Genomic DNA, 25,144 nt, shown 5'->3' with positions numbered 1-25,144 from the left:
CCGGCCCGGGGTACGTCGACTCCGACGTTCCGAACGCCCGCATCGAACTCTCGACGCGGGCCATTTCCTGCTCGAGTCGAACCTCGACGACGTGGTGGAGATCATCCGCGACTGGCGCCGGGCGTACTGACGGATGACACGCTCGCCGAGGTCGGCGAGGATGTCGGAATGGCGGACGGCTACGACCCCCTGTTCCTCGACGCCGACGTCCCGTTGCCGACGTCGCGGCGACAAGTCGTGCGACTGGATTACCCGCGGTTCACCGTCGTGCTCGACATCGAACGGCGCCTGGCGGCCGTCACCGCGGTGAACATCGACGGCGCCTCTCTGCGTGACCTTCCACGCACCGGCGAGTGGCAGCTCGATCCCCGGGTGCCCGCCGACCAGCAGGCGGGACCCGAGGTCTACGCCGGGAACAACCTGGATCGCGGGCATCTCGTCCGTCGCCGCGATCCCGGGTGGGGCGAGACCCAGGCCGCGCGGGAAGCCACCGAGGCGACGTTCCGCTACCCGAACGCGGCACCGCAGGCCGCCGGGTTCAACCAGTCGAAACAGCTGTGGCTGGGACTCGAGGATCACGTCCTCGGCTACGCGGAGGCCACCGACCAGCGCCTGTCGGTATTCACCGCGCCCGTGCTGCGGGCAGATGACCCGCCCTACCGTGGCATCCGGATCCCCTTGCGGTTCTGGAAGGTCGCAGCGTGGCACTCCACCGACGGCCTCGCCGCCACGGCGTTCGTCCTGGATCAGAGCGAGCTTGTGGACATCCGCGAGGGGGCCGTGGTCGCGCCGCCGCTCGCGGCCTTCCGCACCTTCCAGATGCCGGTGGCCGAGGTCGTCGCCGCGACCGGGATCGACCTCGGTCCGCTCATCGACGCCGACGTGCTCCCCGTCACCGAGGGCGTCACGACGTGGCGAGAACTGGACACGACGGAGGACATCGTTCTCTGACAGCGTGGTGACCGAGTGCGGACAGCGACCGGCGCCACCATGTCGCGATCGTTTAAGGGTTCCAGGCGCCGCACGCGAAGACGGTGTCGGATTTCATCCGGTGCCTGAAGGCGATCTCGTCGACGACCGAGTACCCGGCGAGTGCGCTTCCGAAGGTGAGTACTCCGGCCGCGGCCAGAGCCAGTATGGACGTACGCTTGTCCCACTTTCACCCCCGCACGGCGCGTCAAGAACCTCCTGACCAGCAACGGCCGCCTGAATCTCCGCATCGAGCTTGAGATTCGCCGCGAGCTCGTTGACATTGAGGAGTCTCTCCTAACCCAGAGTTCGAGCGTCAGGCTGTCCACAGCGTCCATATCGAAGAGGTGCGCACCCAGACGCCCCATCACTCGGATGCAACCGGAGCGAAGTCCAGCCAGTCGAGGCCCTCCGCCGCGACACGGCGTGGGAGAGGTCAAAGTGATGGCATTGCGCTGACGCGATCAAGTTCCACCAACGAAAAAGATGGGCTGTTGGCAGAACCTGTCCTCGTGCGGCTCCCGCCGGATACCGTCCCCGCGTTTCCTCTAGTGGCCTCCACTTTTTCCTGTAGCCCGCGCCGAAACCGAAACCGAGGACCCCGGGGTACTCCCGCAAGCTCGATCGCGACGGCGACGGCACCGGCTGCGAGTAAGCACCAATCACCGCTACCCCACCCGCACAACCGTCCAGCGCGAGACGCGCGCTAGGCCGCCCGCGCAACCCCGGTCGATGCCCGAACGATCAGCTGCGAGCCGAGCGTCGCGACGTCGCCGATCACGGAGCCCGCAATCGCCTGCAACAGCAGGTCGACGGCGAGGGCGCCGCTGCGCTCGATGGGCATCTGCACCGTGGTGAGCCCTGGGGTCACGGCCCCGGCAAGGTCGATGTCATCGATACCCACGAGGCTGATGTCGTCGGGGCAGGTGCGACCGAGGTCCAGCATCCCCGCCTCAAGCCCGAGGGCGACGAGATCGTTGTAGGCAACGACGGCCGTGGCCCCGCTCGCTGCCGCGAGCGCGGCCGCGGCGCGCCCTCCCTGGATCGAGGCGGCGTGGTGGCTGAGGCGGGTGAGCCGGATGCCGTGGCATTGCGATGACGTGATCAAGTTTCACCCACGAAAAAGTCCCGGGAACCCTTAGGTTCCCGGGACTCACCGGTGGGCTGTTGGCAGAACCTGTCCTGGCGCGGATCGCGGCCGGATGCCGTTCCCGCGTTTCCTGTAACCACTCCCCGTTTTTCCTGTACGGGCGGGCGGGGCCATCCGTCGCGTCTCCGGAGGCGACGCCGCCAGCCCTCGTGACGCTGAGACATGCAAGCGGCGGTCGGCTCTCCCTCAACCCAGGTGTCCGGGAAAAGCCGGTCCGGCACCGATCATCCACCTGCACTGAAGGTCTCAAGCGCAACGACCACGACGAGAAGAACGGAGCTGAACCCGGTTCGGTGGACACGGGTTCAGCTCCAGTCGTCACTCACGTATACCGGGGCGGGTTTAGCCATGGATCTTCCCTCCGCAGATTCGGTCCCAACATCCGCCTCATCTCCGACCCGGGCACGCCGGGATCCGGGATCATCTCGATGGCGCTGAACACGATCACTTCCTGCTGCGCTGTGTCCGTGCTCGGATAGATATTCTCGAGCCACTGCCAGACGGCGACACGCTGTGCCTCGTTGGCCGCCGGACTCAGCAGCCAACGGACGACGTCCGGAAACAGGAGATGAGCTAGCACCTCTCCGTCGTTGTCCTCGAGACTTTCCTGAAGCAGTGGCCGCAAGAAAGGAAACTCGAAGAAGAGCGCCCCAGCGAGAGAGACCGTGCTGGCATTCATCGCAATACGTCCTGAAGTTCGTTCCTGAGGCTGCTCGCAACCAGCCGGTCATGATATGTGGCATTCGGGTTGTTCCTGAGCCACCTATTGAGTCCGTTCAAAGTCTCCTGCTCTTTCACACTGTGTGTTCTTCCGTTGTCTGACAGCGCGAACTTCAGCCGCGCTACCAGTCGGTGGCGAGAAGATCTCGCCGGGCGAGGAAGACGACGCCGCCGATGGCGTCAGCAGCCGCATCGAAGTCCGCGTGCGCGGCGACCAGACCGACGGCCCAGCCCTGAGGGGGGAACTTTTTGCGTGATCGCGGCGCTCCGGCCGAATGAGCCGCTCATACAGTTTTCGCGGCATCGTCGCCAGCAGCGAAGATACGCCGGGCGAGACCTCACGGGCCGCAGGAGAGGTCAGCGCCCGGTTTCGTACTCGAGAAGGTTCAGGTCGACGCATTGCTGGAGGTAACCCGAGACCCTGGCCGCGTGCGGCTCATCCCTGCAGTCGATTGCCACGAATCTTGATCCGGACCACTCCTGAAGCGTCCCGAGTTCACACAAACGGTCGTAGAGGTCTTGCTGAACCGCGACCCGATCCTCGCGCAGGTAGGCGCGCAACACGTACCTCCCCGATTCCTCCAACTTCTCGTCAAGAAGAAGACCGCGCTCGTCGTCGGCCCTGAAAGAAACCACGTCACCCAAGGCGACGCCGTAGCGGTAGAAGGGAATGCAACAGATCTCGAGCCGCTCCGAGTCGAGCCTACGGGTCCAGAGCTGCTCCAGGTTGGACTCATCGTCAGGGATGCTGGCATTGAGGATGAAGTCCGCCTTCTCCCGCCAGACGGGTGCGAGGTGCGTCCTGTAGGTGAACTGCGTCAACGGGCGCTCCCCCTCCAAGCCCCAGGCCAGTGCGTCGGCGGCCACGCGCCAGTGTAACCGCCAGGTGGAGTGGCGTGAGGAACGAACTGGTGACAGGTTCGGTTTAGGCCGCGAGTGTGAGCGGCTCGGTTAGCTTGGCTTCGAACTCGATGGGTGTCAAGCCGCCGAGGGTGTCCTGTGCTCGTTGCCGGTGGTATTTCCGCTCGATCCAGACGACGATCGCGAGCCGCAGCTCCTGCAGGGTCGCCCACCTCTGCTGGTTGAGCACGTTCGTTTGAAGAAGGCAAGCTCTACCTCTGCGCCATCAAGGACGTGTTCTCGAACCGGATCGTCGGGTACTCGATCAGCGACTGAATGAACGCACGTCTGGCCGTCGACGCCGTGAACAGCGCCGCCGCCAGGCGCGGGAACGTCGCCGGCTGCATGGTCCACACCGCCAGAGGACGCAGTTTCGCGCCCACAAGTTCGCCACCACCCCGGCAGATGTGATCTGCAGCCTAGTCGCCGCTCTCATCCGAGCAAGGCACTTGTGCGGTGCTCCCGTCGATGCGCAACCAGACACCCTCAAGGTCATCGATGTGGTCGATATTGAACGTCGTGAGGATCGAGTCCGCGGTGGGAGTCGACCCCCCGCTCGAGACGGTGACTCGCTCAAGCTCGTCGGTGGCCGGTATCGAGATCGACTCGGTTGTCGCTCGCAAGCCGTGCGGCGGCGCAGCGACAGCGAATTCACCTCCGGGTTCGAGGACGAAACTGCCGGAGCCCTCGTACGCGACCGTGACGTGACCTCCAGGTGGCTCAGCTCTGAACGAGAGCCTCAAGCCCTCTTGCATCGACCGGCTTCCACACCAGTGAAACCAAACCTCGCCAGAGCGCACCGTGAGCTCCAAGCGATCGTCACCGGGTTCGGTCGGAAAGAAGTACATGCATCCCGCCATCGTGCCCGCGCAAAGGGCGAGCACGGCAAGGGCACCCGCCCACCGTGCCATCAGGCGCAGTCCCTCGGTCAACATGCGGCATAGCCCCCTCGCCTAAAGCTGGCATCCCATTCGAAGTAATTGGCGCACGCTCTGTTGCCAGTTAGCAAGGTCGAGTATGCCGACGCTATGCCGTATGCAGCTGCGTACCCCAGGCCTCCCCACCCTGCCCATTGTGCGGCATGCCTGGATTCGTGAGCCATCAGGGAATCCCGACATAGAACGAGATGAGTGGGATCCTGCGTAACGAACACGTCGCCGAAGATCGTACCGCCCGTGCCCGCGCCTCCTGGATTGACGGCGTTTCCGCATACGAGTATTCCTGTCGACGCTGGCCGACAGTCGCCGCCGTTCGCCATCGCGTAGGCCCAGGCGGCTCCCGAGACGGGAGCATTTACGATGCGCCGGAGTAGGGGCAGGTCTTCCATGGCTTCAGTTGCGACGACGTTCCATTGCGTGAGGCCCGACCCGAACGTCATATAAAGCGGCGCGATCTGAGGAAGATACTGTTCATCGTTGGGCCATGGAAGCCGCCCTGGAAGACGCCGGTCGCCGCCGCGTACGCGGGCCAGCCGCCGCACAGGTGCTGATCAGCTTCCTGATCGCCAACTACAACCTCCGAAAGATCGCCGCGTGGCTCGACGACTACATCCGGGGACGACTCCCCGACCCTGCCAAGTTCAGACCGCTCCGCCGCCGCGACCGCGTGTGGGCGAACCGGTACACCAAGACCACCGGCGACGGCGATCCCACCATTCCCCCTCGCGGACCTCAGGCGGCAGCCGCAGCAGATTCCGACGACCCGCTTGTCCCGATGAGGACCTGACTCGCCGCAGGAGCAGCATCACCGGCCGGTGAAGAAACCGGCACACCCACGCTCACCCAGGACAATCGAACGCGCCCGAAACCGGGCGCGTTCGCCATTTCCGGGATCCGTTCCGCCGGGGTAGCCGATCCAACCGCTCCAGCCCTCACCACAACAACAGAAAAAGAAGAAGGGCACCGGCTTCACGCCAGTGCCCTTCTTCCTTATCGACCGTTTTGCCATCAGTTCTGCCAACGGCCCCACCGGTCGGGATGACAGGATTTGAACCTGCGACCCCTTGACCCCCAGTCAAGTGCGCTACCAAGCTGCGCCACATCCCGGTCTTCTGCTGTCCGCTGGCGGACAACTCCCCTATCCTAGCCGCTCCGCGCACGGCGCGCGAACCAGCACACCCCGCGCATGTCGCAGTCACCGTTGCCGCTGTCGGAGGGTGCCGCTAGCGTCTGGCCCATGAACCAGATCACGATCGAGCCGGCAACGTCGCCGCGGTTCGACGACATCCAGCAGGCGTTCGCCGACGGTGGCGACGGGGCCGAGTGCCAGTGCATGTGGTGGCTGCTGACGGGACGTGAGTTCGAGACCGCCACGGTCGCCGAGCGCACCGAGAAGTTCCGCGCCGAGATCGACGCCGGCCCGCCGCCGGGCCTCGTGGCCTACGTCGACGGCGTGCCTGCCGCGTGGGTGAGGGTCGGGCCACGCACCCGCCAGCCGCGCCTGGCACGCACCCGCAACTACGCCGCGTCCCCGGTGCCGTTCGACGACCCCGGGGTGTGGGCGGTGAGCTGCTTCGTCGTGCGACGCGACCACCGAAAGCAGGGGCTCACCCCTGCGCTGCTGGATGCCGCGGTGAACCTCGCTCGCGAAGGCGGCGCCCGCATCATCGAGGCGTATCCGATCGACGTATCGGCGAAGAAGGTGGCGTCGAACGACCTGTACCACGGCACGCTCTCCACCTTCGAGAAGGCGGGATTCCACGAGGTGGCCCGACCGAAGCCGAACATCGCGATCGTGCAGCTCGAGGTCTCGGGCTGAGCCGGGTGACCCACCCTCCCGGGCGGGCACCGCCCCGGACCGTACGATGAGACGACCGTCCGTCCTGCCCGAAGGAGCGCCGTGCGCACTGCACCCGACCGTTCGCCGACCACCCCCGCATCGAGCGCGCGGCAGGACCCCCGCTGGTGGTGGGGATTCGCGGTCTACGCGGTCGTTGCCCTGGTCCACGTCATCCTGCTGGCCGTGGATTCGCCGCTGACGTACCCGACCAAGCTCGCCCTCATGCCGGCGCTCATCCTCGCCGCAGCGTGGTCGCTGCGCAGGACGCGCTGGGGTGTCGCGCACAACCTCCTCGTCGCAGCCCTGCTGTTCTCGTGGTTCGGCGACGGCGCCGCCTTCTTCTTCCCGTTCTTCGACGACGAGCTGCCCATGATGCTGCTCAGCTTCGGACTGGCGCACGCCTGCTACATCGCCCTGTTCTGGCGACACCTCGCCGTGCGCCGGCTGCCCTGGTGGTCGGCCGTCTACGTGGTCTGGTGGCTCGTGCTGATCATCGTGCTGTGGCCGCTTCTCGGCGCCCTCGCCGTGGGCGTCGCCGTCTACGGCCTGGTCTTGGGCGGCACGGCCGCCGCCGCGACCCGCTGCAACCCGGCGGTCGTCGTCGGCGCGGTGTTCTTCTTGGCATCCGATACCACGCTCGCGTTCCGCCTGTTCGTCCCGGGCACGCCCGACTGGGCCGGGGTGGCCGTCATGGTCACGTACACGATCGGGCAGGGCCTCATCGCGTTCGGCGTGGCGCGGCACCTGCGCGGGGTGCGCGCGCGATGACGGATGCCGCCAAGCCGGCACGCGTCGACGCGTGGCTCTGGGCGGTGCGCGTGTACAAGACCCGCTCGGCCGCCACGACGGCGTGCCGCGCCGGTCACGTGCGGGTCAACGGCGAGCGCGCGAAGGCGGCGCAGCCGGTGCGGCCAGGCGACGAGCTGCGCGTGCGCATCGCGGGGTTCGACCGCATTCTGGTCGTGCGCCAGACGATCACCAAGCGGGTGGGTGCGACTCTCGCCGCCGCCGCCGTAGACGACCGCACGCCTCCCCCGCCGCCGCGCGAGATGACCGCGTTCGTGCCCGTCCGCGATCGCGGCGCCGGCCGCCCGACGAAGCGCGAGCGGCGCGAGACCGACCGTCTGCGCGGACGATGAGTGAGGCGAGCCTCGGGACTCAGAGGTCGTCGGCGATCTGCCCCGCGTACGTGGCGAGACCGCGCCGCAGCGCGACGTAGATCTCACGGACCGACGTGTCCTGCCCGAGCTCGGCCCGTCGGACCCATTCGTCGAACGCCAATCGCACCGTGCAGCTCACGGCGGTGATCAGCGCACGCGCGGTGAGCACGTCGGCATCCGCCTTCGCCGCGTCGACGGCGGCATCGGTGAGGGCATCGGCGCCGGCCGCCTCGTTGCGCAGTGCGACGGCCAGCAGCGCCGGTTCGCTGTGCACCAGCCGGCGCACCCGCAGCGAGCGCGCGCGACCGCCCGGCGCCTGCGCGTCGAAGGCTTCGAGCAGGCGCAACCACCCGGTGTCGAGCGCGGCGGCGACCGGAGCGCCGGCCCGGATCGCGGCGAGCGTCTCGCGGCGCACCGCAGCAGAGGTGTCGTCTTCGGGAGCGAAGAGCGCCTCCTCCTTCGTGGCGTAGTAGCGGAAGAACGTACGGGGCGAGATCCCTGCGGCCCGGGCGATCTCGTCGACGGTGGTCGCGGCGACCCCCTTCGACTCGAACAGCTCGAGCGCGGCATCCGAGATGTCGCGCTGCGTCTCACGGCGGCGGCGTTCGCGCAGCCCGACAGGCTCGTCGTTGAGCGCTGTGCGATGCGGGTTGCCGGTGTCCATGCGGCCAGTGTACAGATTGCGCCAACATGGCAGGCACTGCCAGTATTGTTGCTTCGTCGGCATCCGACACCTTCCCCTCGCATGGCGCCGCACGCGCGCGAGTCCCCAGCAGAAAGACCTTCGTGACCCTCGAGAAGACTCCTCCCACCGCGGACAACCCCACGCCCACCGGCACCGCGCCCGTCATCGTGCGCCCCGGCGTCGTCATCGCCCTGCTCGTGATCTCGGCCTTCGTCGTCATCCTCAACGAGACGATCATGAGCGTCGCACTGCCGAGCCTCATGACCGACCTCGCCATCACCGCGAGCACGGCCCAGTGGCTGACCACCGGGTTCCTGCTGACGATGGCGATCGTCATCCCCCTGACCGGCTACCTGCTGGCGCGCTTCCCGCTGCGAGGCGTCTACCTCGCCGCCATGAGCCTGTTCACGCTCGGCACCCTCATCGGCGCCCTCGCTCCCGGGTTCGAGATGCTGCTCGCCGGCCGCGTCGTGCAGGCATCGGGCACCGCGATCATGATGCCGCTGCTCTTCACCACCGTGCTGTCGATCGTTCCGGTGACGCACCGCGGGCGCATGATGGGCGTCATCTCCATCGTCATCGCCGTCGCCCCGGCCATCGGACCGACCGTGTCCGGCATCATCCTCTCCGCGCTCAGCTGGCGCTGGCTGTTCTGGATCGTGCTGCCGATCGCGCTCATCGCCCTCACCCTCGGCGCCCTCTGGGTGCGCAACGTCACCGAGACCCACCCGGCGAAGTTCGACGTGCTCAGCGTGCTGCTGTCGGCCCTCGGCTTCGGCGGCCTGATCTACGGACTCAGCTCCATCGGCGAAGCCGCCTCGGGCAACGCGCCGGTTCCGGTGTGGATCCCGCTCGCCGTCGGCGCCCTGGGGCTCGCCGCCTTCGTCGCCCGCCAGCTGCAGCTGCAGAAGAGCGACAGCGCGCTGCTGGACCTGCGCACCTTCAAGTCCAAGTCCTTCAGCCTCGCCGTGACGCTCGTCGTCGTCGTGATGGCGGCGCTCTTCGGCTCGCTCGTGCTGCTGCCCATCTACCTGACCGACGTGCTCGGCCTCGAGACGCTGACCATCGGACTCATGCTGCTGCCCGGCGGCGTGCTGATGGGCGTCATCGCGCCCATCGTCGGCTCGCTGTTCGACAAGTACGGGCCGACGCCGCTCGTGATCCCCGGCATGATCGTCGCCGCGGCGGCCCTATGGGGCATGACGACCTTCGACGAGTCGGCCACCATCCCCTGGATCATCGCCGTGCACATGACGCTCAACCTCGGCCTGGGCTTCGTCTTCACGCCGCTGCTCACCTCGGCGCTCGGCTCACTGCCGCGGGTTCTGTACCCGCACGGCAGCGCGATCGTCGGGACGATTCAGCAGGTCGGCGGCGCCGCCGGCACCGCGGTGTTCGTCACCCTCATGTCGGTGCAGGCGGCCTCGTCACTGGCGGAGGGCGCGAGCGCCGTCTCGGCCGTCGCCTCGGGCGTGCACCTGGCGTTCCTCACCGGAGCCATCGTGGCGTCGGCCGCGGTGATCCTCGCGTTCTTCGTGCGCAAGGCACCCGCGCCCGACGACGCCCCGCAGGGCGAGGCGCTTCCCGTTCACTGATCGCGGGTTCACGAAGGGTCGGCAGCGCGCGCTGTCGGCCCTTCGTCGTTCTCGGCGCTTCACCCTTCTCGGGCCTATGCGTGCTCCGGCAACAAGGCGAGCAGCCAGCCGGCGCTGCGCACCGCAGCCCCGGCCTCGGCGGCGCGCCGCGACAGCGCGCGGTCGGTCGTGACGACGATGACGCGACGACCGAGCGACACCAGCCGGGCTGCCTCGTCGACGATCGCGTCGTCGCCCGAGGCGGGCGCGCGCACCACGTGCACTCCCGCGGCAACGCCGGCAGAGCGCGCGGCGCCCTCGAGCACGACGGAGACCTCGGGGAACCACTGCCCTGCGGGAAGATCGATCGACCCGGCATCCACCCCCTGTCGCGCCCAGGCGGCCACGCGTGCCAGCAGCCGCGACCCGGCGCCGGCGCGGTCACGCCACCAGCCATTGGGGACCGAGCCCACGACGTTCGCGGCATCCACCACGATGGCCGGCCGCACGTCCAACAGAGTCCGCAGCTGTGGCCACGCCGTGGCCAATCCGGGATGCAGCGGGTAATCGTCGATGTTGGCGACGGGCACCCACGACAGCTCCCGGCTCTCGGCATCGCTGATGACGGGCTCGAACGGCGTCACGACATCGGCGAGCACGGTGCCGTAGCTCCAGATGCCCAGGTCCAGCATGCTGAGCAGCCGCGGCCGCACGGCATCCGCCGGCACCCCGGCCTCTTCCGCCGCTTCCCGCAGGGCCGCGGCCCCCGCGCTCTCGCCCTCGTGACGTGCGCCGCCGGGGAGCCCCCAGGTGCCGCCGAAATGACTCCACGACACCCGGTGCTGCAGCAGGATGCCGCGCTGCGCGTCGAGCGCCAGCAGCCCCGCTGCGCCGAAGCGGCCCCAGTAACGGGTGCCGTCATCGGCGACCACCCACGCGTCGCCGGGATCGCGCGGCCCGTCGGGGCGGCGCGGCTCATCCGGTGCGGGCGGGACGATCGTCACCGGTCCAGCCTGGCACAGCCCGCACCGCGTGGCGCCGCGCCGCGCACAAACCGCCGACGCGGCCACATACACCCACCCGGCCCGCCACGCCGGGAGCGCCACGCGATGCTGTGCGGCCCCACAATGGCGCGACCGTCGCCGCCAATGAGCGCTGTAGCCACTACATATGGGACTGTGTACTGGTCTGACCACATGCATATAGTGGTGAGCCCGCAGACCACCCCCCCGCCTCAGAGGATGCCATGACCGCCCCGACCCCGCCCGCCGCACCCCGCTCCGTCCCCGTCGCCGCCACCGTCGACGAGTACCTGTCGCGGGCCGACTGGCGGGTCAACGCCAACGCGAACCAGGGGTACTCCCTCGGCGGGCTCATGCTCAACGCCTCGGGAAAGATGATCGCCAACTACTGGCTCGATGAGGTGTACGCCCCCGAGGCGGGAGCTGCGCACCGCGACGGCGACCTGCACATCCACGACCTGGACATGTTCGCCGGCTACTGCGCGGGGTGGTCCCTGCGCACGCTGCTGGAGCAGGGCTTCAACGGCGTCCCGGGCAAGATCTCGTCGCGGCCGCCCAAGCACCTCAGCAGTGCGCTCGGGCAGATGGTCAACTTCCTCGGAACGTTGCAGAACGAGTGGGCGGGCGCCCAGGCCTTCAGCTCGTTCGACACCTACCTCGCCCCCTTCGTCCGGCTCGACGCGCTGACGTACGAGCAGGTGCGTCAGGCGATGCAGGAGTTCGTGTTCAACCTCAACGTGCCCTCGCGCTGGGGGACGCAGACCCCGTTCACCAACCTCACGTTCGACTGGACCGTCCCCGACGACCTCGCGCCGCAGCACCCCCTCATCGGCGGCAGCGTGTGCGACTTCACCTACGCCGACCTGACCGCCGAGATGACGATGATCAACCGCGCCTTCATCGACGTGATGACCGAGGGCGACGATGACGGCCGCGCCTTCACCTTCCCCATCCCGACGTACAACATCACCAAGGACTTCCCGTGGGACGCCCCCGAGGTCGATGCCCTGTTCGCGATGACGGCGAAATACGGCCTCCCCTACTTCCAGAACTTCGTCACGTCGGACCTCGACCCCCACATGATCCGCTCGATGTGCTGCCGACTGCAGCTGGACCTCACCGAGCTGCTCAAACGCGGCAACGGCCTGTTCGGCTCCGCCGAGCAGACCGGGTCGGTCGGGGTCGTGACCGTCAACTGCGCACGGCTGGGCTTCGTGCACTCCGGCGACGAGGCTGCCGTCATCGCGCGTCTCGACGAACTGCTGGAGATCGCGCGCGACACCCTCGAGGCCAAGCGCATCGTGATCGACCGGCACATCCAGGGTGGGCTCTTCCCGTACACCAAGCGCTACCTCGGGTCGCTCGAGAACCACTTCTCCACGATCGGCGTCAACGGGCTGAACGAGTTCGTGCGCAACTTCACCCGGGATGCCGAGGACATCACCACACCCGCCGGCATGACGCTGGCCGCCCGAGTGCTCGATCACGTGCGCGAACGGATGGTGCAGTTCCAGGAGGCCACGGGCCACATGTACAACCTCGAGGCGAGCCCCGCCGAGGGGGCGACCTACCGCTTCGCCAAGGAGGACATCGCGCGCTATCCCGGCATCCGTCATGCCGGCACCGCCGACAACCCTTACTACACCAACTCGTCGCAGCTTCCGGTCGGGTTCACCGATGACGCCTTCGAGGCGATGGCGCTGCAGGAGGACCTGCAAGGCAAGTACACCGGCGGCACCGTGCTGCACCTGTACATGGGTGAGGCGATGACCTCCGCCCGGGCGTGCAAGACGCTGGTGCGCCGAGCGCTGGAGCGGTTCCGACTGCCCTACATCACCATCACCCCGACCTTCTCGATCTGCCCTGCCCACGGCTACCTCTCGGGCGACCTGCCGTCGTGCCCGCAGTGCGGTGCCGAGTGCGAGGTGTGGACGCGCGTCATGGGCTACTTCCGTCCGGTGTCGTCGTTCAACGTGGGCAAGAAGGGCGAGGCCGCCGAGCGCGTGTACTTCGACCAGCAGAAGTCGGATGCCACGCCCCAGCTGGTCGGAGCCCCCACATGATCACCCCCACCACCGACGACCTGCGCGTCGCGGGCCTCACGCGCCTGTCGACGGTGGACTGGCCGGGCATGCTGGCGGCCACGGTGTTCCTGCAGGGGTGCCCATGGGACTGCTTCTACTGCCACAACCCGGCGCTGATCGCCCCGCGGGCGACACCCGCGATGACGTGGCACGAGGTGGCGGCGTTCCTCGACTCGCGGGTCGGGCTGCTCGACGCCGTGGTGTTCACCGGCGGCGAGCCCACCATGCAGCACGCGCTGCTCCCCGCGATGCAGACGGTCCGCGCCCGCGGCTTCGCCGTGGGACTGCACACCGGCGGGGCGTATCCGCGGCAGCTGGCGCGTGTGCTGCCGCTGGTGGACTGGGTGGGACTGGACATCAAGGCGGCCACCGACGACCGCTACACCGCGGTCACCGGCCGCCCGGGCGCAGGCGAGCGCGCATGGCTGTCGCTCGAGCTCGTGCTCACCCAGCAGCGGCTGCGCGAGAACACCGACCGCCCGCTGCAGCACGAGGTGCGCACGACCGTGCACCCCGACGCGATCGACGAAGCCGGCCTCACCGCGCTCGGATGCCGCCTGGCGGATGCCGGTGTGCGCGACTGGGCGGTGCAGCGATTCCGCGACACCGGCACCCGCACACCGCTCCCCCGCGGCGCCCGGACGACGCGCGCGGTCGCTCTCGACGGCATCCCCACCGCACGGTTCGACCGCGTCACCGTGCGCTGACCGCGCCCGCGTCGCCGCCCGTCGCCGCCGCGCCCGCCCCTCGCCCGAGAAACCACAAACGGGATGAGACATCGCGCATTGCGTGGTGTCTCATCCCGAAAGTGGTTTCTCGAGGGATGCCGCGGATGCGACAGCCCGAGCGATCAGCGCTGGCGCTTCTCGCGCACCCGCATGTTGATGACGATCGGGGTGCCCTCGAAGCCGAACAGCTCGCGCAGGCGCCGCTGGATGAACCGGCGGTAGCCGGGGTCGAGGAACCCGGTCGTGAACAGCACGAATGTCGGCGGGCGGGTCGAGGCCTGCGTGCCGAACAGGATGCGGGGCTGCTTTCCGCCGCGCAGCGGGTGCGGGTGCTCGGCGACGAGTTCGGAGAGGAACGCGTTGAACTTGCCGGTGGGGATGCGCTGATCCCACGACTCCAGCGCCGTTTCGAGCGCGGGCACGAGCTTGTCGAGGTGGCGACCGGTGAGGGCGGAGATGTTCACCCGCGGCGCCCACGCCACGTGGGCGAGGTCCTGCTCGATCTCGCGCTCGAGGTAGCGGCGACGGTCGATGTTCTCCATGTCGTCGTCGTTCAGGCGATCCCACTTGTTGAACGCCAGCACGAGGGCGCGTCCCGATTCGAGCACGAGGTCGATGATGCGCACGTCCTGCTCGCTCAGCGGCTGGCTGACGTCGAGCACGACGACGGCGACCTCGGCCTTCTCGAGCGCGGCCGAGGTGCGCAGCGACGCGTAGAAGTCCGCGCCCTGCTGCAGGTGCACCCGGCGACGGATGCCGGCGGTGTCGACGAGCCGCCAGAGCTTGCCGCCCAGCTCCACGACCTCGTCGACGGGGTCGCGGGTGGTGCCCGCCAGTTCGTTGACGACGACGCGCTCCTCGCCGGCGGCCTTGTTCAGCAGCGACGACTTTCCGACGTTGGGGCGACCGAGGATCGCCACACGGCGGGGACCGCCGATCTCCTGCTTGGCGACCGCCGAGACCTCCGGCAGCACCTTCATGACGTCGTCGAGAAGGTCCGCGACGCCGCGGCCGTGGATGGCCGAGACGGGGTACGGCTGGCCGAGTCCGAGGGCCCACAGGGCTGCGGCCTCGGGCTCGTGACGCTGGTCGTCGATCTTGTTGGCGACGAGGAAGACCGGCTTGCCGCTCTTTCGCAGCAGCTTCACCACATGCTCGTCGGTCGAGGTGGCGCCCACCATCGCGTCGACGACGAACAGCACCACGTCGGCGAGGTCGATCGCGACCTCGGCCTGTGCTGCCACCGAGCGGTCGATGCCACGCGCGTCGGGCTCCCAGCCACCGGTGTCCACCAGCGAGAACCGGCGGTCCATCCACTCGGCCTTGTAGGTGACGCGGTCGCGGGTCACACCGGGGGTGTCCTCAACGACGGCCTCGCGGCGTCCGAGGATGCGGTTGACCAGCGCGGACTTGCCGACGTTGGGGCGGCCGACGATCGCGACCACCGGCAGCGCCGGGGTGTACTCGATGCCGTCATCGCCCTGCGCCGCACCGGCGAGCAGGCCGGCGTCTTCGTCGTCGAGCTCATAGTCCGACAGCGAGGCGCGCAGGGTCGCTGCACGCTGCTCGGCGAGGTGCTCGTCCATGTCGGCGAGCTTCTCGGCCAGGTTGTCCGGGCCGCCTTCGTATTCTTCTTCAGCGCTCATGGTGCGCTCCCGTCTCTGCGTGGACGACGTCGAGTACGGCATCCACAGTCTGTTCGAAATTCAATGCGGTCGAATCGACCACCGTCACGCCGGGGGCGGCGGTGAGGAAGTCCACGACCTTGGAGTCGGCGGCGTCGCGACGGTGCAGGGCGTCGGCGACGGCCGTGGCATCCTGCGTCGTGATCTCGGCGCTGCGGCGCGCAGCGCGCACCTCGGGCGCGGCGGTGAGGAGAATCCGCACCGGCGCATCGGGGGTCACCACCGTGGTGATGTCCCTGCCCTCGACGATGACGCCGGCAAGGCCCGACGTCGCCACCAGCGCACGGAACATGGCGTTGACGGCCTCGCGCACCGCCGGGACCCGCGCAACGCCGCTCACAGCGTCCGACACGCGGGACTCACGGATGGCGTCGGTCACGTCCGTGGCGCCGACCCTCACCCAGTAGTCGTCGGGGTCGAGCGAGATCGCGAAGTCGAAGTCGCCCGCGACCTCGAGCACCGCGACGGCGTCGGAGGTGTCGACACCGTGCGACAGCGCGTGCCAGGCCAGCGCCCGGTAGGCGGCGCCGGTGTCGAGGTAGCCGTACGACAGCCGCCGGGCGGCCTGCTTCGAGACGCTGGACTTGCCGCTGCCGGCCGGGCCGTCGATCGCGACGACGATGGGGCCGCCGGTCGGGTCGGAGCCGAGGGAGGTGTCAGTCATTGGTGCTCGCAATCTTCCAGCCCCGCGCCGTCAGACCATCGACGGTCCGTCGCACCGCGGCGGGGACGACGCTGACTTCCGCCAGGCCGAACTGTGCGCCGGGAGAGTGCTCCAGACGCAGGTCCTCGACGTTCACGTCGAGGACGCCGAGGTCGCCGAAGAGGCGCCCCAGCTGGCCGGGGCGGTCATCGACCATCACCACGACGGGTTCGAAGCGGCGATTCTGGCCGTGTTTGCCGGGGAGTCGCTCGACGCCGTCGTTTCCGCGGCGGATGGTCTCAGCCACGTCGCGGCGGGCCCCGGGGACCTCGGGTTCGCGCAGCGCCGCCGACACGGCCGTGAGGTCAGCGGCCAGCGCGTCGAGAACGTCGACCACCGGGGCTGCGTTGGCGCCGAGGATCTGCACCCAGAGTTCGGGGGCGGATGCCGCGATGCGCGTGGTGTCCCGCACTCCCTGTCCGGCAAGGCGCAGCGAGCCCTCTGGCGCGTCGACGAAGCGGCCGGCCAAGAGGCTCGCCACCAGCTGCGGCACATGGGAGGTGAGCGCCACGGCCTGATCGTGCTCCTCGGGGCTCATCTCGATCGGCATGGCGCCGAGGTCCAGCGCGAGACCCTCGACCAGCGCCAAGTCGCCCGGCCGGGTCTCGCCGTCGCGGCAGACGACCCACGGGCGGCCGACGAAGATGTCGGCGCGGGCGGCGATGGCGCCGCCCCGCTCGCGGCCGGCCAGCGGGTGCGAGCCGATGTAGCGGGTGAGGTCAACGCCGCGCTCCCGCAGCCGCCGGAGCGGCTCGAGCTTGACGCTGGCGACATCGGTGACGACGGCCTGCGGATAGGCGGCCAGCTCACGCTCGATGACGTCGGCGGTGACGTCGGGCGGCACCGCCACGACGACGAGCACGGGCGCATCATCGGCGCGCGCGGCGCGGCCGGCGCCGTAGTCGATGGCCAGGCGCAGCTGTGCCGGGGATGTGTCGTCGAGCACGACGTCCACCCCGCGGGCGCGCAGCGCGTGGCCGATGCTCGAACCCAGCAGCCCGGCACCCACGATGCGGACGGGGCCCTGCACGCGCGCAGCGAGCGGCCCCGTCGTCGAATCGGTCACTGGCTCTCCTGGTCACCCGGCGACGGCTCTTCCGTCGCGGCGCGCGCCAAAGTGAGCAGCGCGCCGCGTTCCACTGTAGTCAACTCACGTGCCCGCCCAGCCGGGAGACTTCCCAGGTGCAGCGGCCCGAACTGGCGTCGGACGAGTTCGACGACGGGGTGGCCGACCTCGCTCATCATGCGCCGCACGATGCGGTTGCGGCCGGAGTGCAGGGTGAGCTCGACCAGACTCGTCTCGCCCGATGTGTCCAGCAGTCGGGCCTTGTCGGCGGCGATGGGGCCGTCCTCCAGCTCGATGCCTTTGGTCAACCGGCTGATCGTCTGTGCGGTGACCCGGCCGGACACCTTGGCGATGTACACCTTGTTCACCCCGAACGACGGGTGGGCGAGCACGTGCGCGAGGTCGCCGTCGTTGGTGAGCACCAGCAGCCCGGAGGTCTCGGCATCCAGGCGTCCGACGTTGTAGAGCCGCTCCGGCCAGTCCTTCGTGTACTGGCGCAGGTCGGGGCGGCCGTTCTCGTCCTTCATGGTGCTGACGACGCCGGTGGGCTTGTTGAGCATGACATAGCGCTTGGACTGGTCGAGCTGGATGACCGTGCCGTCCACGTCGATGAGATCGCGCTCGGGGTCGACACGGGACCCGAGCTCGGTGACGACCTGGCCGTTCACCCGCACGCGCCCCTCGACGATGAGATTCTCGGAGACCCGCCTCGAAGCGACACCCGCGTTCGCGAGCGCCTTCTGCAGCCGTACACCCTCGGTGTCCATCGTCTTTTCTCCTTCTGATCGTCGGGGATTGTCGTGCTCGGTCATCGCAGGCCTTCCACATCGAACCCGTCGGCGCCGTCGTCCAGCAGGGGCGAGATGTGGGGCAGCTCGTCGAGGGAGTTGATGCCCAGGTTGACCAGCAGCGCGTCGGTCGTGCCGTAGTTGATCGCCCCGGTCTCGGGGTCGGTGAACAGTTCGGTGATGAGCCCGCGCGCCACGAGCGTGCGCACCACCGAATCGACGTTGACCGCGCGGATCGACGCCACCTGGCTGCGGGTCACGGGCTGCTTGTAGGCGATGACGGCCAGGGTCTCAAGCGCCGCCTGAGACAGCCGCGACGGAGCCTGTGCGTTCACGAACTCCGAGACGAGCGCGTCGTGCTCGGCGCGCACGTAGAAGCGCCAGCCGCCGCCGACCTCGCGCAGCTCGAATCCGCGGCGGGGGCCTGCGGCCTTGCCGTCGTAGTCGGCCACGAGCGTCTCGATCGCCTGGCGCACGGCCGGCACGGGCGCGCCGACCGCGGCCGCGAGACCGACGAGCGACTGCGGCTCGTCGACGACGAGCAGGATCGCCTCGAGGCGCTCTGCAACGGATGCCACGTCCTGCGGCCGCTGCACGGGCTCTTCGCTGTCGTCGGTCGCGGGCACGGCCACAGGTTCGGTGTGCAGCGAGGGGTCATCGGTCATAGTCGGCTCCCAGAGAGGCGAGGCTGTCGTCCGACCACCGTTCGGCGGTCCAGCGGAGGGTCAGTTCGCCCAGTGGCTCGAGCTGCTCGAACGACAGGGCGGCGTGGCGGTAGAGCTCGAGCACGGCGAGGAACCGCGCGACGACGACGCCGGTCTGGTCCACACCGGCGACGAGGTCGCGGAAGTTGAGGGTGCCGGCAGCGCGCAGCAGAGTCACGACGATCGCCGCCTGCTCACGGATCGACACCAGGGGCGCGTGCAGGTGGTCGAGCCCGACATGCGGGATCTCCTTCGGCGCCATGGCGACCACCGCGAGCGCGGCGAAGTCATCGGGCGAGAGTGTCCACACGAGCTCCGGCACGGCGCGACGGTACTTCTCCTCCAGCGGCACCGAGCGGGTGTGCCGGCGGTCCTCGGCCTGCAGGTGGGCGGCGAACCAGGCCGAGACCTCTTTGAACGCGCGGTACTGCAGCAGACGCGCGAAGAGCAGATCCCGTGCCTCGAGGAGGGCGACCGATTCGGCATCCACCAGCTCGCCCTGCGGCAGCAGGCCCGCCACCTTCATGTCCAGGAGCGTCACGGCGACGACCAGGAACTCGGATGCCTCGTCGAGCTGCTCGGCGGTCTGCATCGACCGCAGGTAGGCGATGAACTCGTCGGTCACCCGGCTGAGCGCGACCTCGGTGATGTCCAGCTCGTGCTGCGAGATGAGTGAGAGCAGCAGGTCGAACGGACCGTCGAACACGTCGAGCGAGACGCGGAATCCGGGTTCGGCCGTCTCGGCCTGGGCTTTCGTCGACGGCTCGACGACGGCGGACGGGTCGTCGTCAGGCGACGGCGCCACGGGCGACCAGCTCCCGCGCCAGCCGCAGGTAGGCCTGGGCAGCCGGGTGCTCGGGTGCGAAGTCGATGATGGGAACGCCCGATACGGAGGCATCCGGGAACTTCACCGTGCGGCCGATGACGGTTTCGAGCACATCGTCACCGAACGCGTCGACCACCCGCTCCAGCACCTCGCGCGAGTGCAGCGTGCGCGGGTCGTACATGGTCGCCAGCACGCCGTCGAGCTCGATGCTCGGGTTGAGGCGGTCGCGCACCTTGTCGATGGTCTCGATGAGCAGGGCGACGCCGCGCAGGGCGAAGAACTCGCATTCGAGCGGAATGAGCACGCCGTGGCTCGCCGTGAGCGCGTTGACGGTCAGCAGACCGAGCGACGGCTGACAGTCGATGAGGATGACGTCGTACTCCCCCGCGACCTTGCGCAGCACGCGGGCGAGGATCGTCTCGCGGGCGACCTCGTTGACCAGGTGCACCTCGGCCGCAGAGAGGTCGATGTTGGCGGGGAGGATGTCCAGGCCCTCGACGGCGGTGGACACGATGACCTCGTGCGGGTCGCGCTTGCTGTCCAGCAGCAGGTCGTAGATGGTGGGGATCTCGTGCGTCGCGATGCCGAGACCCGCCGACAGCGCGCCCTGCGGGTCGAAGTCCACCGCGAGCACCCGGCGACCGTACTCGGCCAGCGACGCGGCGAGGTTGATGGTGGTCGTCGTCTTTCCGACGCCGCCCTTCTGGTTGCACAGCGAGATGATTCGCGCGGGACCGTGACCGTCGAGCTTCGGCGGGGTCGGGAAGCCCTGATAGGGGCGACCGGTGGGACCGATCGGTGTGTCCCCCGCCGCGGTCTTCGCCGCCTGTGCCTTACCCGCCACCGATGCTCCTGCTCTCTGGGATGCCTGCACCGATTCTAGCCATCACCGCGGCGATCGCCGGAGGGCGCGCGGTGGCGACCCTCCGGCGATGGCGACTAGCGCGCGGCGCCGGCGAGCGTGCCGGTGACCAGTTGCGAGGGGTCGTACGCGATGCAGAGGATCTCGCGGTCCCCACCTGCCCACGACTGCTCGCTGGGGTACATCGGCCAGTACTCCAGCGCCGACTCCTCCCAGGGTGTGCCGACGAAGGTGCCGAACTCGGCGATGCACGTCTCGTCGGCCTCGGCCGCGAGCGCGTCGGTGCCGGGGTACTCAGATCCCTCGACGTCGAAGGCGTGGTAGACCTCGTCCTCGTGCGGTTCCTCGCAGGGGACGACCGGGACGCTCTCCAGCTCGGTCTCGCCGGTCAGCTCCGAGGTGTTGAGGCAGTCCCCGACGCGGATCGCGAAGACGTCGACGGCTTCGGAGCTCTCGGTGACCTGGCCGCTCTCGGCGTCGCGAACGGGCTCCGACGAGGTGTCCGGCAGCGACGCGGCGGAACACGCGGTCAGCGTGGTCATACCGAGCACGACGAGGCCGGCGAGGGCGAGCTGGGGGCGGGCGAACTTCATGGTTGATCTCTCTTTTTCATAGGGAACTCATTGAGTGTTCAGAGGTATGACCATCCAGCTTGCCAGCACTCGGCGCGTCGGCGCCAATCGGGCGGGGTCAGAGGCTGCCCAGCACATCGAGCCGCACCTGGGCCACAATCGCGATGAGGGCGTAGTTCGTCACCGTGAGCAGCGGCGCCCACGTCAGCAAGGCGGCGCCGAGGCGCGGCATCCGCCCCCACACCCCATCGCGGAGCGCCCAGCCGAGCGTGAACCAGAACAGCGGAATGGTCACGAGCCACACCACCATGCACCAGGGGCAGAGCGAGCCGTACTCGAAGACGCTGCGGTAGGCGAAGAGGTGCACCAGCAGGAAGCCGCCGAGGACGAACAGTGTGAAGACGCGCCAGAACCACACCCGCAGCCCGTCGGGCGCGGCCAGCGCACTCACGCCGGCGTAGATCGGGCCGAGGAAGAGCGTCATGCCGATGAGCGAGTTGCTGAACCCCAGAAGGTTGCCGCCGGGTGACAGCAGGTTGGGTCCGCACGTGACCAGCACACTGATCTGGCACGAGAACAGCGGGTCCGCTCCCGTCAGCTGCCCGATGTACTCCTGGTAGAGCAGGAACGACACCACCCACCCGGCCGCTGCCGCGACGATCCAGAAGACGGCGAGCGCGCGCGATGGGCGAAGGGTGGTCGCGGCAGTGGTCGACATGCCCCTCAGTCTGGCGTCCCGCTCGCGCCGCCCGCTGATCGGCCGGCCGTGCAAACCCCACCCACCACCGCCCCGCCCGGCCCCACCAGACGCTGAGACGAATACGGGCGGCCGAGACTGTGGGGATTACCCACTGTCTCGGCCATCCGGTTTCGTCTCACCGATCGAGGTGACGAGGCGCGATGCGGCGCGGGCCCATCCGGGCCGCAGCGCCCCGCGGGTCAGCGAGCCCGCGGGTGGGACGTGACGTACACGTCGCGCAGCGCGTCGGGCGAGACGTAGGTGTAGATCTGGGTCGTGGCCACCGAGGCGTGGCCGAGCAGCTCCTGCACGACGCGCACGTCGGCGCCGCCCTGCAGCAGGTGCGTCGCGAACGAATGCCGCAGGGTGTGCGGCGACACGTGCGCGGTCAGCCCCGCGCGCTCAGCTGCCTGCCCGATGACCAGCCACGCGCTCTGCCGCGACAGCGGTGCGCCGCGGACTCCCAGGAACAGCCGCGGGGTCGCACTCCCCCGCCGCGACAGCTCTGGCCGCACCCGCGTGAGGTACGCGTCGACCGCCGTGCGCGCATAGGAGCCGATCGGCACGATGCGCTCCTTGTCGCCCTTTCCGCGCACGCGCAGCACGTCACCGTGCGCGAGATCGTCGACGTCGAGCTGGACGATCTCCGAAATCCGCGCGCCGGTGGCGTAAAGCAGCTCCAGCAGTGCGCGGTCGCGAAGGCCGACGAGGTCGCCCGGCAGGGCATCGGATGCCGCAGGCCCCGAGGCCTCGATGAGCGCCTCCACCTGCGCGATGGTGAGCGCCTTCGGCAGACGCCGCGCTGCCTTGGGCGGTCGCAGCCTTCCCGTCGGGTCGTCGTCGGAGAGCCCCTCCCGCACCAGGTGACGGTGAAACGACCGCACCGCGGATTGCAGCCGCGCCAGGCTCGACGCCGCCGGCGGCGGGTCGGCCGAGGCTCGGTCCGCGATGAACGCCGACACCACGTCGGCCGTCACAGCATCGGTGTCAGCGATTCCCTGCACCTCAAGCCAGCGCGAGTACCCGTCGAGGTCGCGACGGTAGGCGGCACTGGTGTGCTCCGAGAGACCGCGCTCGACCGCGACGTGACGGAGGTACCCGTCGACCGCGCGCTCGATGCGCATGTCAGTGCCCGGCGGCCCCGGATCGGCGCAGGCGCTCCGCGGCGGCGAACGCTCCGATCGCGAGGATGCCGTTGCGCATCCGCCCCTCGAGGATGCCGGTGATCACGTCGTCCAGCGGCACCCACGCCAGGCGGATGTCGCTCTCCTCGTCACCCCGGGCGTGCTTCTCGGCGGCGGCGGTGAGGCCGCGCGCGAAGAAGACGTGCAGCACCTCGTCGTTGCCGCCCGGTGAGCTGTGAAAGGTCACCAGTGGCTCCCACTGCGCGGCCACGAGGTCGGCTTCCTCCGCCAGCTCCCGCCGTGCGGCGTCGACGGGCGGCTCCCCTTCGACATCGAGCAGGCCCGCCGGGATCTCCCAGTCGCGGCTGCGGATCGGGTGCCGATACTGCTGGATCAGCAGCATCCGCCCCTCGTCGTCGAGCGCGACGACGGCCGCGGCACCGGTGTGCGCGACGTAGTCACGCACGATCTCGCCGTCGCCGTATCGCACGGTGTCGCTGCGGACATCCCACACGCGCCCCCGGTACACGAGCTCGCTGCGCACGACCTCGTACTCGACGGGCTCGTCGCGCAGCCCGGCGGGGTCGGGGTACTCCGCGGCGCCTGAGTCAGGCATTCTCGACGTCGAACAGTTCGCTGGCGCGGTGACGCTCGACGGCCGCGGCGATCAGCCCGTGGAAGAGCGGGTGCGGCTCGGTGGGCCGCGAGCGCAGCTCGGGGTGCGCCTGGGTGGCGATGTAGTACGGGTGCACGTCGCGCGGCAGCTCGACGTACTCCACGAGTCCCAGGTCCGGGTTCACGCCCGAGAAGACCAGGCCGGCGTCGGCGATCTGGTCGCGGTAGCGGTTGTTGACCTCGTAGCGGTGGCGGTGACGCTCATAGGCGACGTCCGAGCCGTAGACCTCCGCGGCGAGAGACCCCTCCGCGAGCTTGGCCGGGTACAGGCCCAGGCGCATGGTGCCGCCCAGGTCGCCGCCTGCGAGGATGTCGACCTGCTCGGCCATCGTCGCGATGACGGGGAACTCGGTGTCGGGGTCGAACTCGCTCGACGACGCGCCCTCGAGTCCGGCGACGTTGCGCGCGTACTCGATGACCATGCACTGCAGGCCGAGGCAGATGCCGAGGGTGGGGAGGCCCTGCTCACGCGCGAACCGCAGCGCGCCGAGCTTGCCCTCGATGCCGCGGATGCCGAAGCCGCCGGGGATCACGATGCCATCGACGCCCGCCAGCGCCTTCTCGGCGCCCTCGGGCGTCTCGCACAGGTCGGAGGGAATCCAGGTGATGTTGACCTTCGTCTCCTGGCCGAAGCCGCCTGCCTTGAGCGCCTCGGTCACCGACAGGTAGGCGTCGGGCAGGTCGATGTACTTGCCGACCAGGCCGATGGTGACCTCGTGCTTGGGGTTGTGCACCGCCTGCAGCACGGTGTTCCAGCGCGTCCAGTCCACGTCCGCGGCCTTCGAGAGCCCCAGCGCCCGCACGATGTAGTCGTCCAGGCCCTGCTCGTTGAGCATTGTGGGGATGTCGTAGATGCTCGGGACGTCCACGGCGTTGACGACGGCATCCTCATCGACGTCGCACATGAGCGCGATCTTGCGCTTGTTCGACTCGGTGACGGGCCGGTCGCTGCGCAGCACCAGCGCATCGGGCTGGATGCCGATGGAGCGCAGGGCCGCGACGGAGTGCTGCGTGGGCTTGGTCTTCTGCTCACCCGAGGCGCCCATGAACGGCACCAGCGACACGTGCACGAAGAAGACGTTGTCGCGACCCAGCTCGTGGCGGATCTGGCGCGCGGCCTCGATGAACGGCTGCGACTCGATGTCGCCGACCGTTCCGCCGATCTCGGTGATGATCACGTCGGGCTGGGGATCCTCGGTCGCCTGCAGTCGCATGCGACGCTTGATCTCATCGGTGATGTGCGGGATGACCTGAACAGTGTCGCCCAGGTATTCGCCGCGGCGTTCCTTGGCGATGACCTGCGAGTAGATCTGCCCCGTCGTGACGTTGGCCGACTGGTTCAGCTCGATGTCGAGGAAGCGCTCGTAGTGGCCGATGTCGAGATCGGTCTCGGCCCCGTCGTCGGTGACGAACACCTCGCCGTGCTGGAACGGGTTCATCGTTCCCGGGTCGACGTTCAGGTAAGGGTCGAGCTTCTGCATGACCACGCGCACGCCGCGCGCGGTGAGCAGGTTGCCCAGGCTCGCTGCGGTCAGTCCCTTCCCCAACGAGGAAACGACACCGCCTGTCACGAAGATGTGTCTGGTGGTGTCGTTCGAAAGGGGGGCCGCGCTAGAAGTTTCCGTCACGG

General features: G+C 69.0%; 26 protein-coding genes, 1 tRNA gene and 3 pseudogenes. 10 read left to right on the top strand and 20 right to left on the bottom strand.

Annotated features, from left to right (window positions below; translation table 11 throughout):
• Positions 1 to 168 precede the first annotated feature (168 nt).
• Together QNO21_RS04500 and QNO21_RS15390 are read left to right on the top strand one after the other, a co-directional pair.
• Positions 169 to 951: a DNA/RNA non-specific endonuclease gene (locus QNO21_RS04500; protein WP_257513941.1), complete on the top strand. Its 783-nt coding sequence runs from the start codon at positions 169 to 171 to the stop codon at positions 949 to 951.
• Positions 952 to 1,567: 616 nt separating this feature from the next.
• A pseudogene (locus tag QNO21_RS15390) lies at positions 1,568 to 1,624 on the top strand (excalibur calcium-binding domain-containing protein); the annotation flags it as partial.
• Between the two features lie 51 nt (positions 1,625 to 1,675).
• On the opposite strand, the gene QNO21_RS04495 reads toward QNO21_RS15390, so the two are convergent.
• The 4 genes and pseudogenes from QNO21_RS04495 to QNO21_RS04480 all read right to left on the bottom strand — a co-directional run.
• Positions 1,676 to 2,077, bottom strand: a complete 402-nt coding sequence (locus QNO21_RS04495; protein WP_257513940.1) for a substrate-binding domain-containing protein — start codon at positions 2,075 to 2,077, stop codon at positions 1,676 to 1,678.
• Between the two features lie 364 nt (positions 2,078 to 2,441).
• Positions 2,442 to 2,798, bottom strand: coding sequence for a hypothetical protein (locus QNO21_RS04490; protein WP_257513939.1), 357 nt, complete (start codon positions 2,796 to 2,798; stop codon positions 2,442 to 2,444).
• A 398-nt stretch (positions 2,799 to 3,196) separates the two neighbouring features.
• Positions 3,197 to 3,706, bottom strand: coding sequence for a DUF4265 domain-containing protein (locus QNO21_RS04485; protein ID WP_257513938.1), 510 nt, complete (start codon positions 3,704 to 3,706; stop codon positions 3,197 to 3,199).
• 58 nt (positions 3,707 to 3,764) lie between these two features.
• A pseudogene (locus tag QNO21_RS04480) lies at positions 3,765 to 3,944 on the bottom strand (IS3 family transposase); the annotation flags it as partial.
• Here QNO21_RS04480 and QNO21_RS15410 point away from each other — a divergent pair.
• Positions 3,941 to 4,114, top strand: a pseudogene (locus QNO21_RS15410) (DDE-type integrase/transposase/recombinase); the annotation flags it as partial. The pseudogenes QNO21_RS04480 and QNO21_RS15410 overlap by 4 nt on opposite strands.
• A gap of 44 nt (positions 4,115 to 4,158) precedes the next feature.
• On the opposite strand, the gene QNO21_RS04475 reads toward QNO21_RS15410, so the two are convergent.
• Entirely contained in the window at positions 4,159 to 4,650 is a 492-nt protein-coding gene (locus QNO21_RS04475) for a hypothetical protein (protein WP_257518687.1), read from the bottom strand.
• Positions 4,651 to 5,161: 511 nt separating this feature from the next.
• Between QNO21_RS04475 and QNO21_RS04470 the strand changes: the two genes are divergently transcribed.
• Complete coding sequence (locus QNO21_RS04470) at positions 5,162 to 5,464, top strand: hypothetical protein (protein WP_257513935.1); 303 nt, start codon at positions 5,162 to 5,164, stop codon at positions 5,462 to 5,464.
• Positions 5,465 to 5,710: 246 nt separating this feature from the next.
• Here the strand turns inward: QNO21_RS04470 and QNO21_RS04465 are convergent.
• Positions 5,711 to 5,784 (bottom strand) — tRNA-Pro (locus tag QNO21_RS04465).
• A 130-nt stretch (positions 5,785 to 5,914) separates the two neighbouring features.
• Between QNO21_RS04465 and QNO21_RS04460 the strand changes: the two genes are divergently transcribed.
• The 3 genes from QNO21_RS04460 (at position 5,915) to QNO21_RS04450 (ending at position 7,656) form a co-directional block, all read left to right on the top strand.
• Positions 5,915 to 6,496, top strand: coding sequence for a GNAT family N-acetyltransferase (locus tag QNO21_RS04460; RefSeq protein ID WP_257513934.1), 582 nt, complete (start codon positions 5,915 to 5,917; stop codon positions 6,494 to 6,496).
• Positions 6,497 to 6,577: 81 nt separating this feature from the next.
• Positions 6,578 to 7,285, top strand: coding sequence for a lysoplasmalogenase (locus QNO21_RS04455; RefSeq protein ID WP_257518686.1), 708 nt, complete (start codon positions 6,578 to 6,580; stop codon positions 7,283 to 7,285).
• The gene (locus QNO21_RS04450) at positions 7,282 to 7,656 is read left to right on the top strand and encodes an RNA-binding S4 domain-containing protein (RefSeq protein WP_257513932.1); all 375 of its coding nucleotides are present in this window, start codon (positions 7,282 to 7,284) and stop codon (positions 7,654 to 7,656) included. Before QNO21_RS04455 ends, QNO21_RS04450 begins: the two co-directional genes overlap by 4 nt.
• A gap of 19 nt (positions 7,657 to 7,675) precedes the next feature.
• Here the strand turns inward: QNO21_RS04450 and QNO21_RS04445 are convergent, their stop codons facing one another.
• Positions 7,676 to 8,341, bottom strand: a complete 666-nt coding sequence (locus QNO21_RS04445) for a TetR family transcriptional regulator (protein ID WP_257513931.1) — start codon at positions 8,339 to 8,341, stop codon at positions 7,676 to 7,678.
• Between the two features lie 122 nt (positions 8,342 to 8,463).
• Between QNO21_RS04445 and QNO21_RS04440 the strand changes: the two genes are divergently transcribed.
• Positions 8,464 to 9,957, top strand: a complete 1,494-nt coding sequence (locus QNO21_RS04440; RefSeq protein WP_257518685.1) for a DHA2 family efflux MFS transporter permease subunit — start codon at positions 8,464 to 8,466, stop codon at positions 9,955 to 9,957.
• A gap of 74 nt (positions 9,958 to 10,031) precedes the next feature.
• On the opposite strand, the gene QNO21_RS04435 is transcribed toward QNO21_RS04440, so the two are convergent.
• Complete coding sequence (locus tag QNO21_RS04435) at positions 10,032 to 10,940, bottom strand: NUDIX domain-containing protein (RefSeq protein WP_257518684.1); 909 nt, start codon at positions 10,938 to 10,940, stop codon at positions 10,032 to 10,034.
• A gap of 242 nt (positions 10,941 to 11,182) precedes the next feature.
• On the opposite strand from QNO21_RS04435, the gene QNO21_RS04430 reads away from it, so the two are divergent.
• Together QNO21_RS04430 and QNO21_RS04425 are read left to right on the top strand one after the other, a co-directional pair.
• Positions 11,183 to 13,021: a ribonucleoside triphosphate reductase gene (locus QNO21_RS04430; protein WP_257513928.1), complete on the top strand. Its 1,839-nt coding sequence runs from the start codon at positions 11,183 to 11,185 to the stop codon at positions 13,019 to 13,021.
• Complete coding sequence (locus tag QNO21_RS04425; RefSeq protein ID WP_257518683.1) at positions 13,018 to 13,749, top strand: anaerobic ribonucleoside-triphosphate reductase activating protein; 732 nt, start codon at positions 13,018 to 13,020, stop codon at positions 13,747 to 13,749. Before QNO21_RS04430 ends, QNO21_RS04425 begins: the two co-directional genes overlap by 4 nt.
• Positions 13,750 to 13,892: 143 nt before the next feature.
• On the opposite strand, the gene der is transcribed toward QNO21_RS04425, so the two are convergent.
• The 12 genes from der to pyrG form a co-directional block, all read right to left on the bottom strand.
• Positions 13,893 to 15,416: a ribosome biogenesis GTPase Der gene (gene der / locus QNO21_RS04420; RefSeq protein ID WP_257518682.1), complete on the bottom strand. Its 1,524-nt coding sequence runs from the start codon at positions 15,414 to 15,416 to the stop codon at positions 13,893 to 13,895.
• Positions 15,406 to 16,119, bottom strand: coding sequence for a (d)CMP kinase (cmk, locus tag QNO21_RS04415; RefSeq protein WP_257518681.1), 714 nt, complete (start codon positions 16,117 to 16,119; stop codon positions 15,406 to 15,408). Before cmk ends, der begins: the two co-directional genes overlap by 11 nt.
• Positions 16,112 to 17,224, bottom strand: coding sequence for a prephenate dehydrogenase (locus tag QNO21_RS04410; RefSeq protein ID WP_257516986.1), 1,113 nt, complete (start codon positions 17,222 to 17,224; stop codon positions 16,112 to 16,114). The genes cmk and QNO21_RS04410 overlap by 8 nt, the downstream gene beginning before the upstream one ends.
• Entirely contained in the window at positions 17,221 to 17,991 is a 771-nt protein-coding gene (locus QNO21_RS04405; RefSeq protein WP_257516985.1) for a pseudouridine synthase, read from the bottom strand. The genes QNO21_RS04410 and QNO21_RS04405 overlap by 4 nt, the downstream gene beginning before the upstream one ends.
• A gap of 41 nt (positions 17,992 to 18,032) precedes the next feature.
• Positions 18,033 to 18,677, bottom strand: a complete 645-nt coding sequence (gene scpB / locus QNO21_RS04400) for an SMC-Scp complex subunit ScpB (protein WP_257518680.1) — start codon at positions 18,675 to 18,677, stop codon at positions 18,033 to 18,035.
• Entirely contained in the window at positions 18,667 to 19,521 is an 855-nt protein-coding gene (locus QNO21_RS04395; protein WP_257518679.1) for a segregation and condensation protein A, read from the bottom strand. The genes scpB and QNO21_RS04395 overlap by 11 nt, the downstream gene beginning before the upstream one ends.
• Positions 19,505 to 20,386, bottom strand: a complete 882-nt coding sequence (locus QNO21_RS04390; RefSeq protein WP_257518678.1) for a ParA family protein — start codon at positions 20,384 to 20,386, stop codon at positions 19,505 to 19,507. Before QNO21_RS04390 ends, QNO21_RS04395 begins: the two co-directional genes overlap by 17 nt.
• Before the next feature lie 95 nt (positions 20,387 to 20,481).
• On the bottom strand, positions 20,482 to 20,997 hold the full coding sequence (locus tag QNO21_RS04385; RefSeq protein ID WP_257516972.1) for a septum formation family protein: 516 nt from the start codon (positions 20,995 to 20,997) through the stop codon (positions 20,482 to 20,484).
• 97 nt (positions 20,998 to 21,094) lie between these two features.
• A complete protein-coding gene (locus QNO21_RS04380) occupies positions 21,095 to 21,694 on the bottom strand; it encodes a vitamin K epoxide reductase family protein (protein WP_257518677.1) in 600 nt (199 codons plus the stop codon).
• Between the two features lie 221 nt (positions 21,695 to 21,915).
• Positions 21,916 to 22,839 carry a site-specific tyrosine recombinase XerD gene (xerD, locus tag QNO21_RS04375; RefSeq protein WP_257518676.1) on the bottom strand — a complete coding sequence of 308 codons (924 nt, stop codon included), beginning with the start codon at positions 22,837 to 22,839 and terminating at the stop codon, positions 21,916 to 21,918.
• Between the two features lies 1 nt (position 22,840).
• Entirely contained in the window at positions 22,841 to 23,455 is a 615-nt protein-coding gene (locus tag QNO21_RS04370; protein ID WP_257518675.1) for an NUDIX domain-containing protein, read from the bottom strand.
• Positions 23,448 to 25,142: a CTP synthase gene (pyrG, locus tag QNO21_RS04365; protein WP_257518674.1), complete on the bottom strand. Its 1,695-nt coding sequence runs from the start codon at positions 25,140 to 25,142 to the stop codon at positions 23,448 to 23,450. Before pyrG ends, QNO21_RS04370 begins: the two co-directional genes overlap by 8 nt.
• Positions 25,143 to 25,144 lie beyond the last annotated feature (2 nt).

Origin of the sequence: Microbacterium sp. zg-Y818 (assembly GCF_030246905.1) — a bacterium.
Lineage (GTDB): Bacteria > Actinomycetota > Actinomycetes > Actinomycetales > Microbacteriaceae > Microbacterium.
Note: the sequence above shows the minus strand (reverse complement) of the source record. Positions and strands in the feature narration are given on the sequence as shown.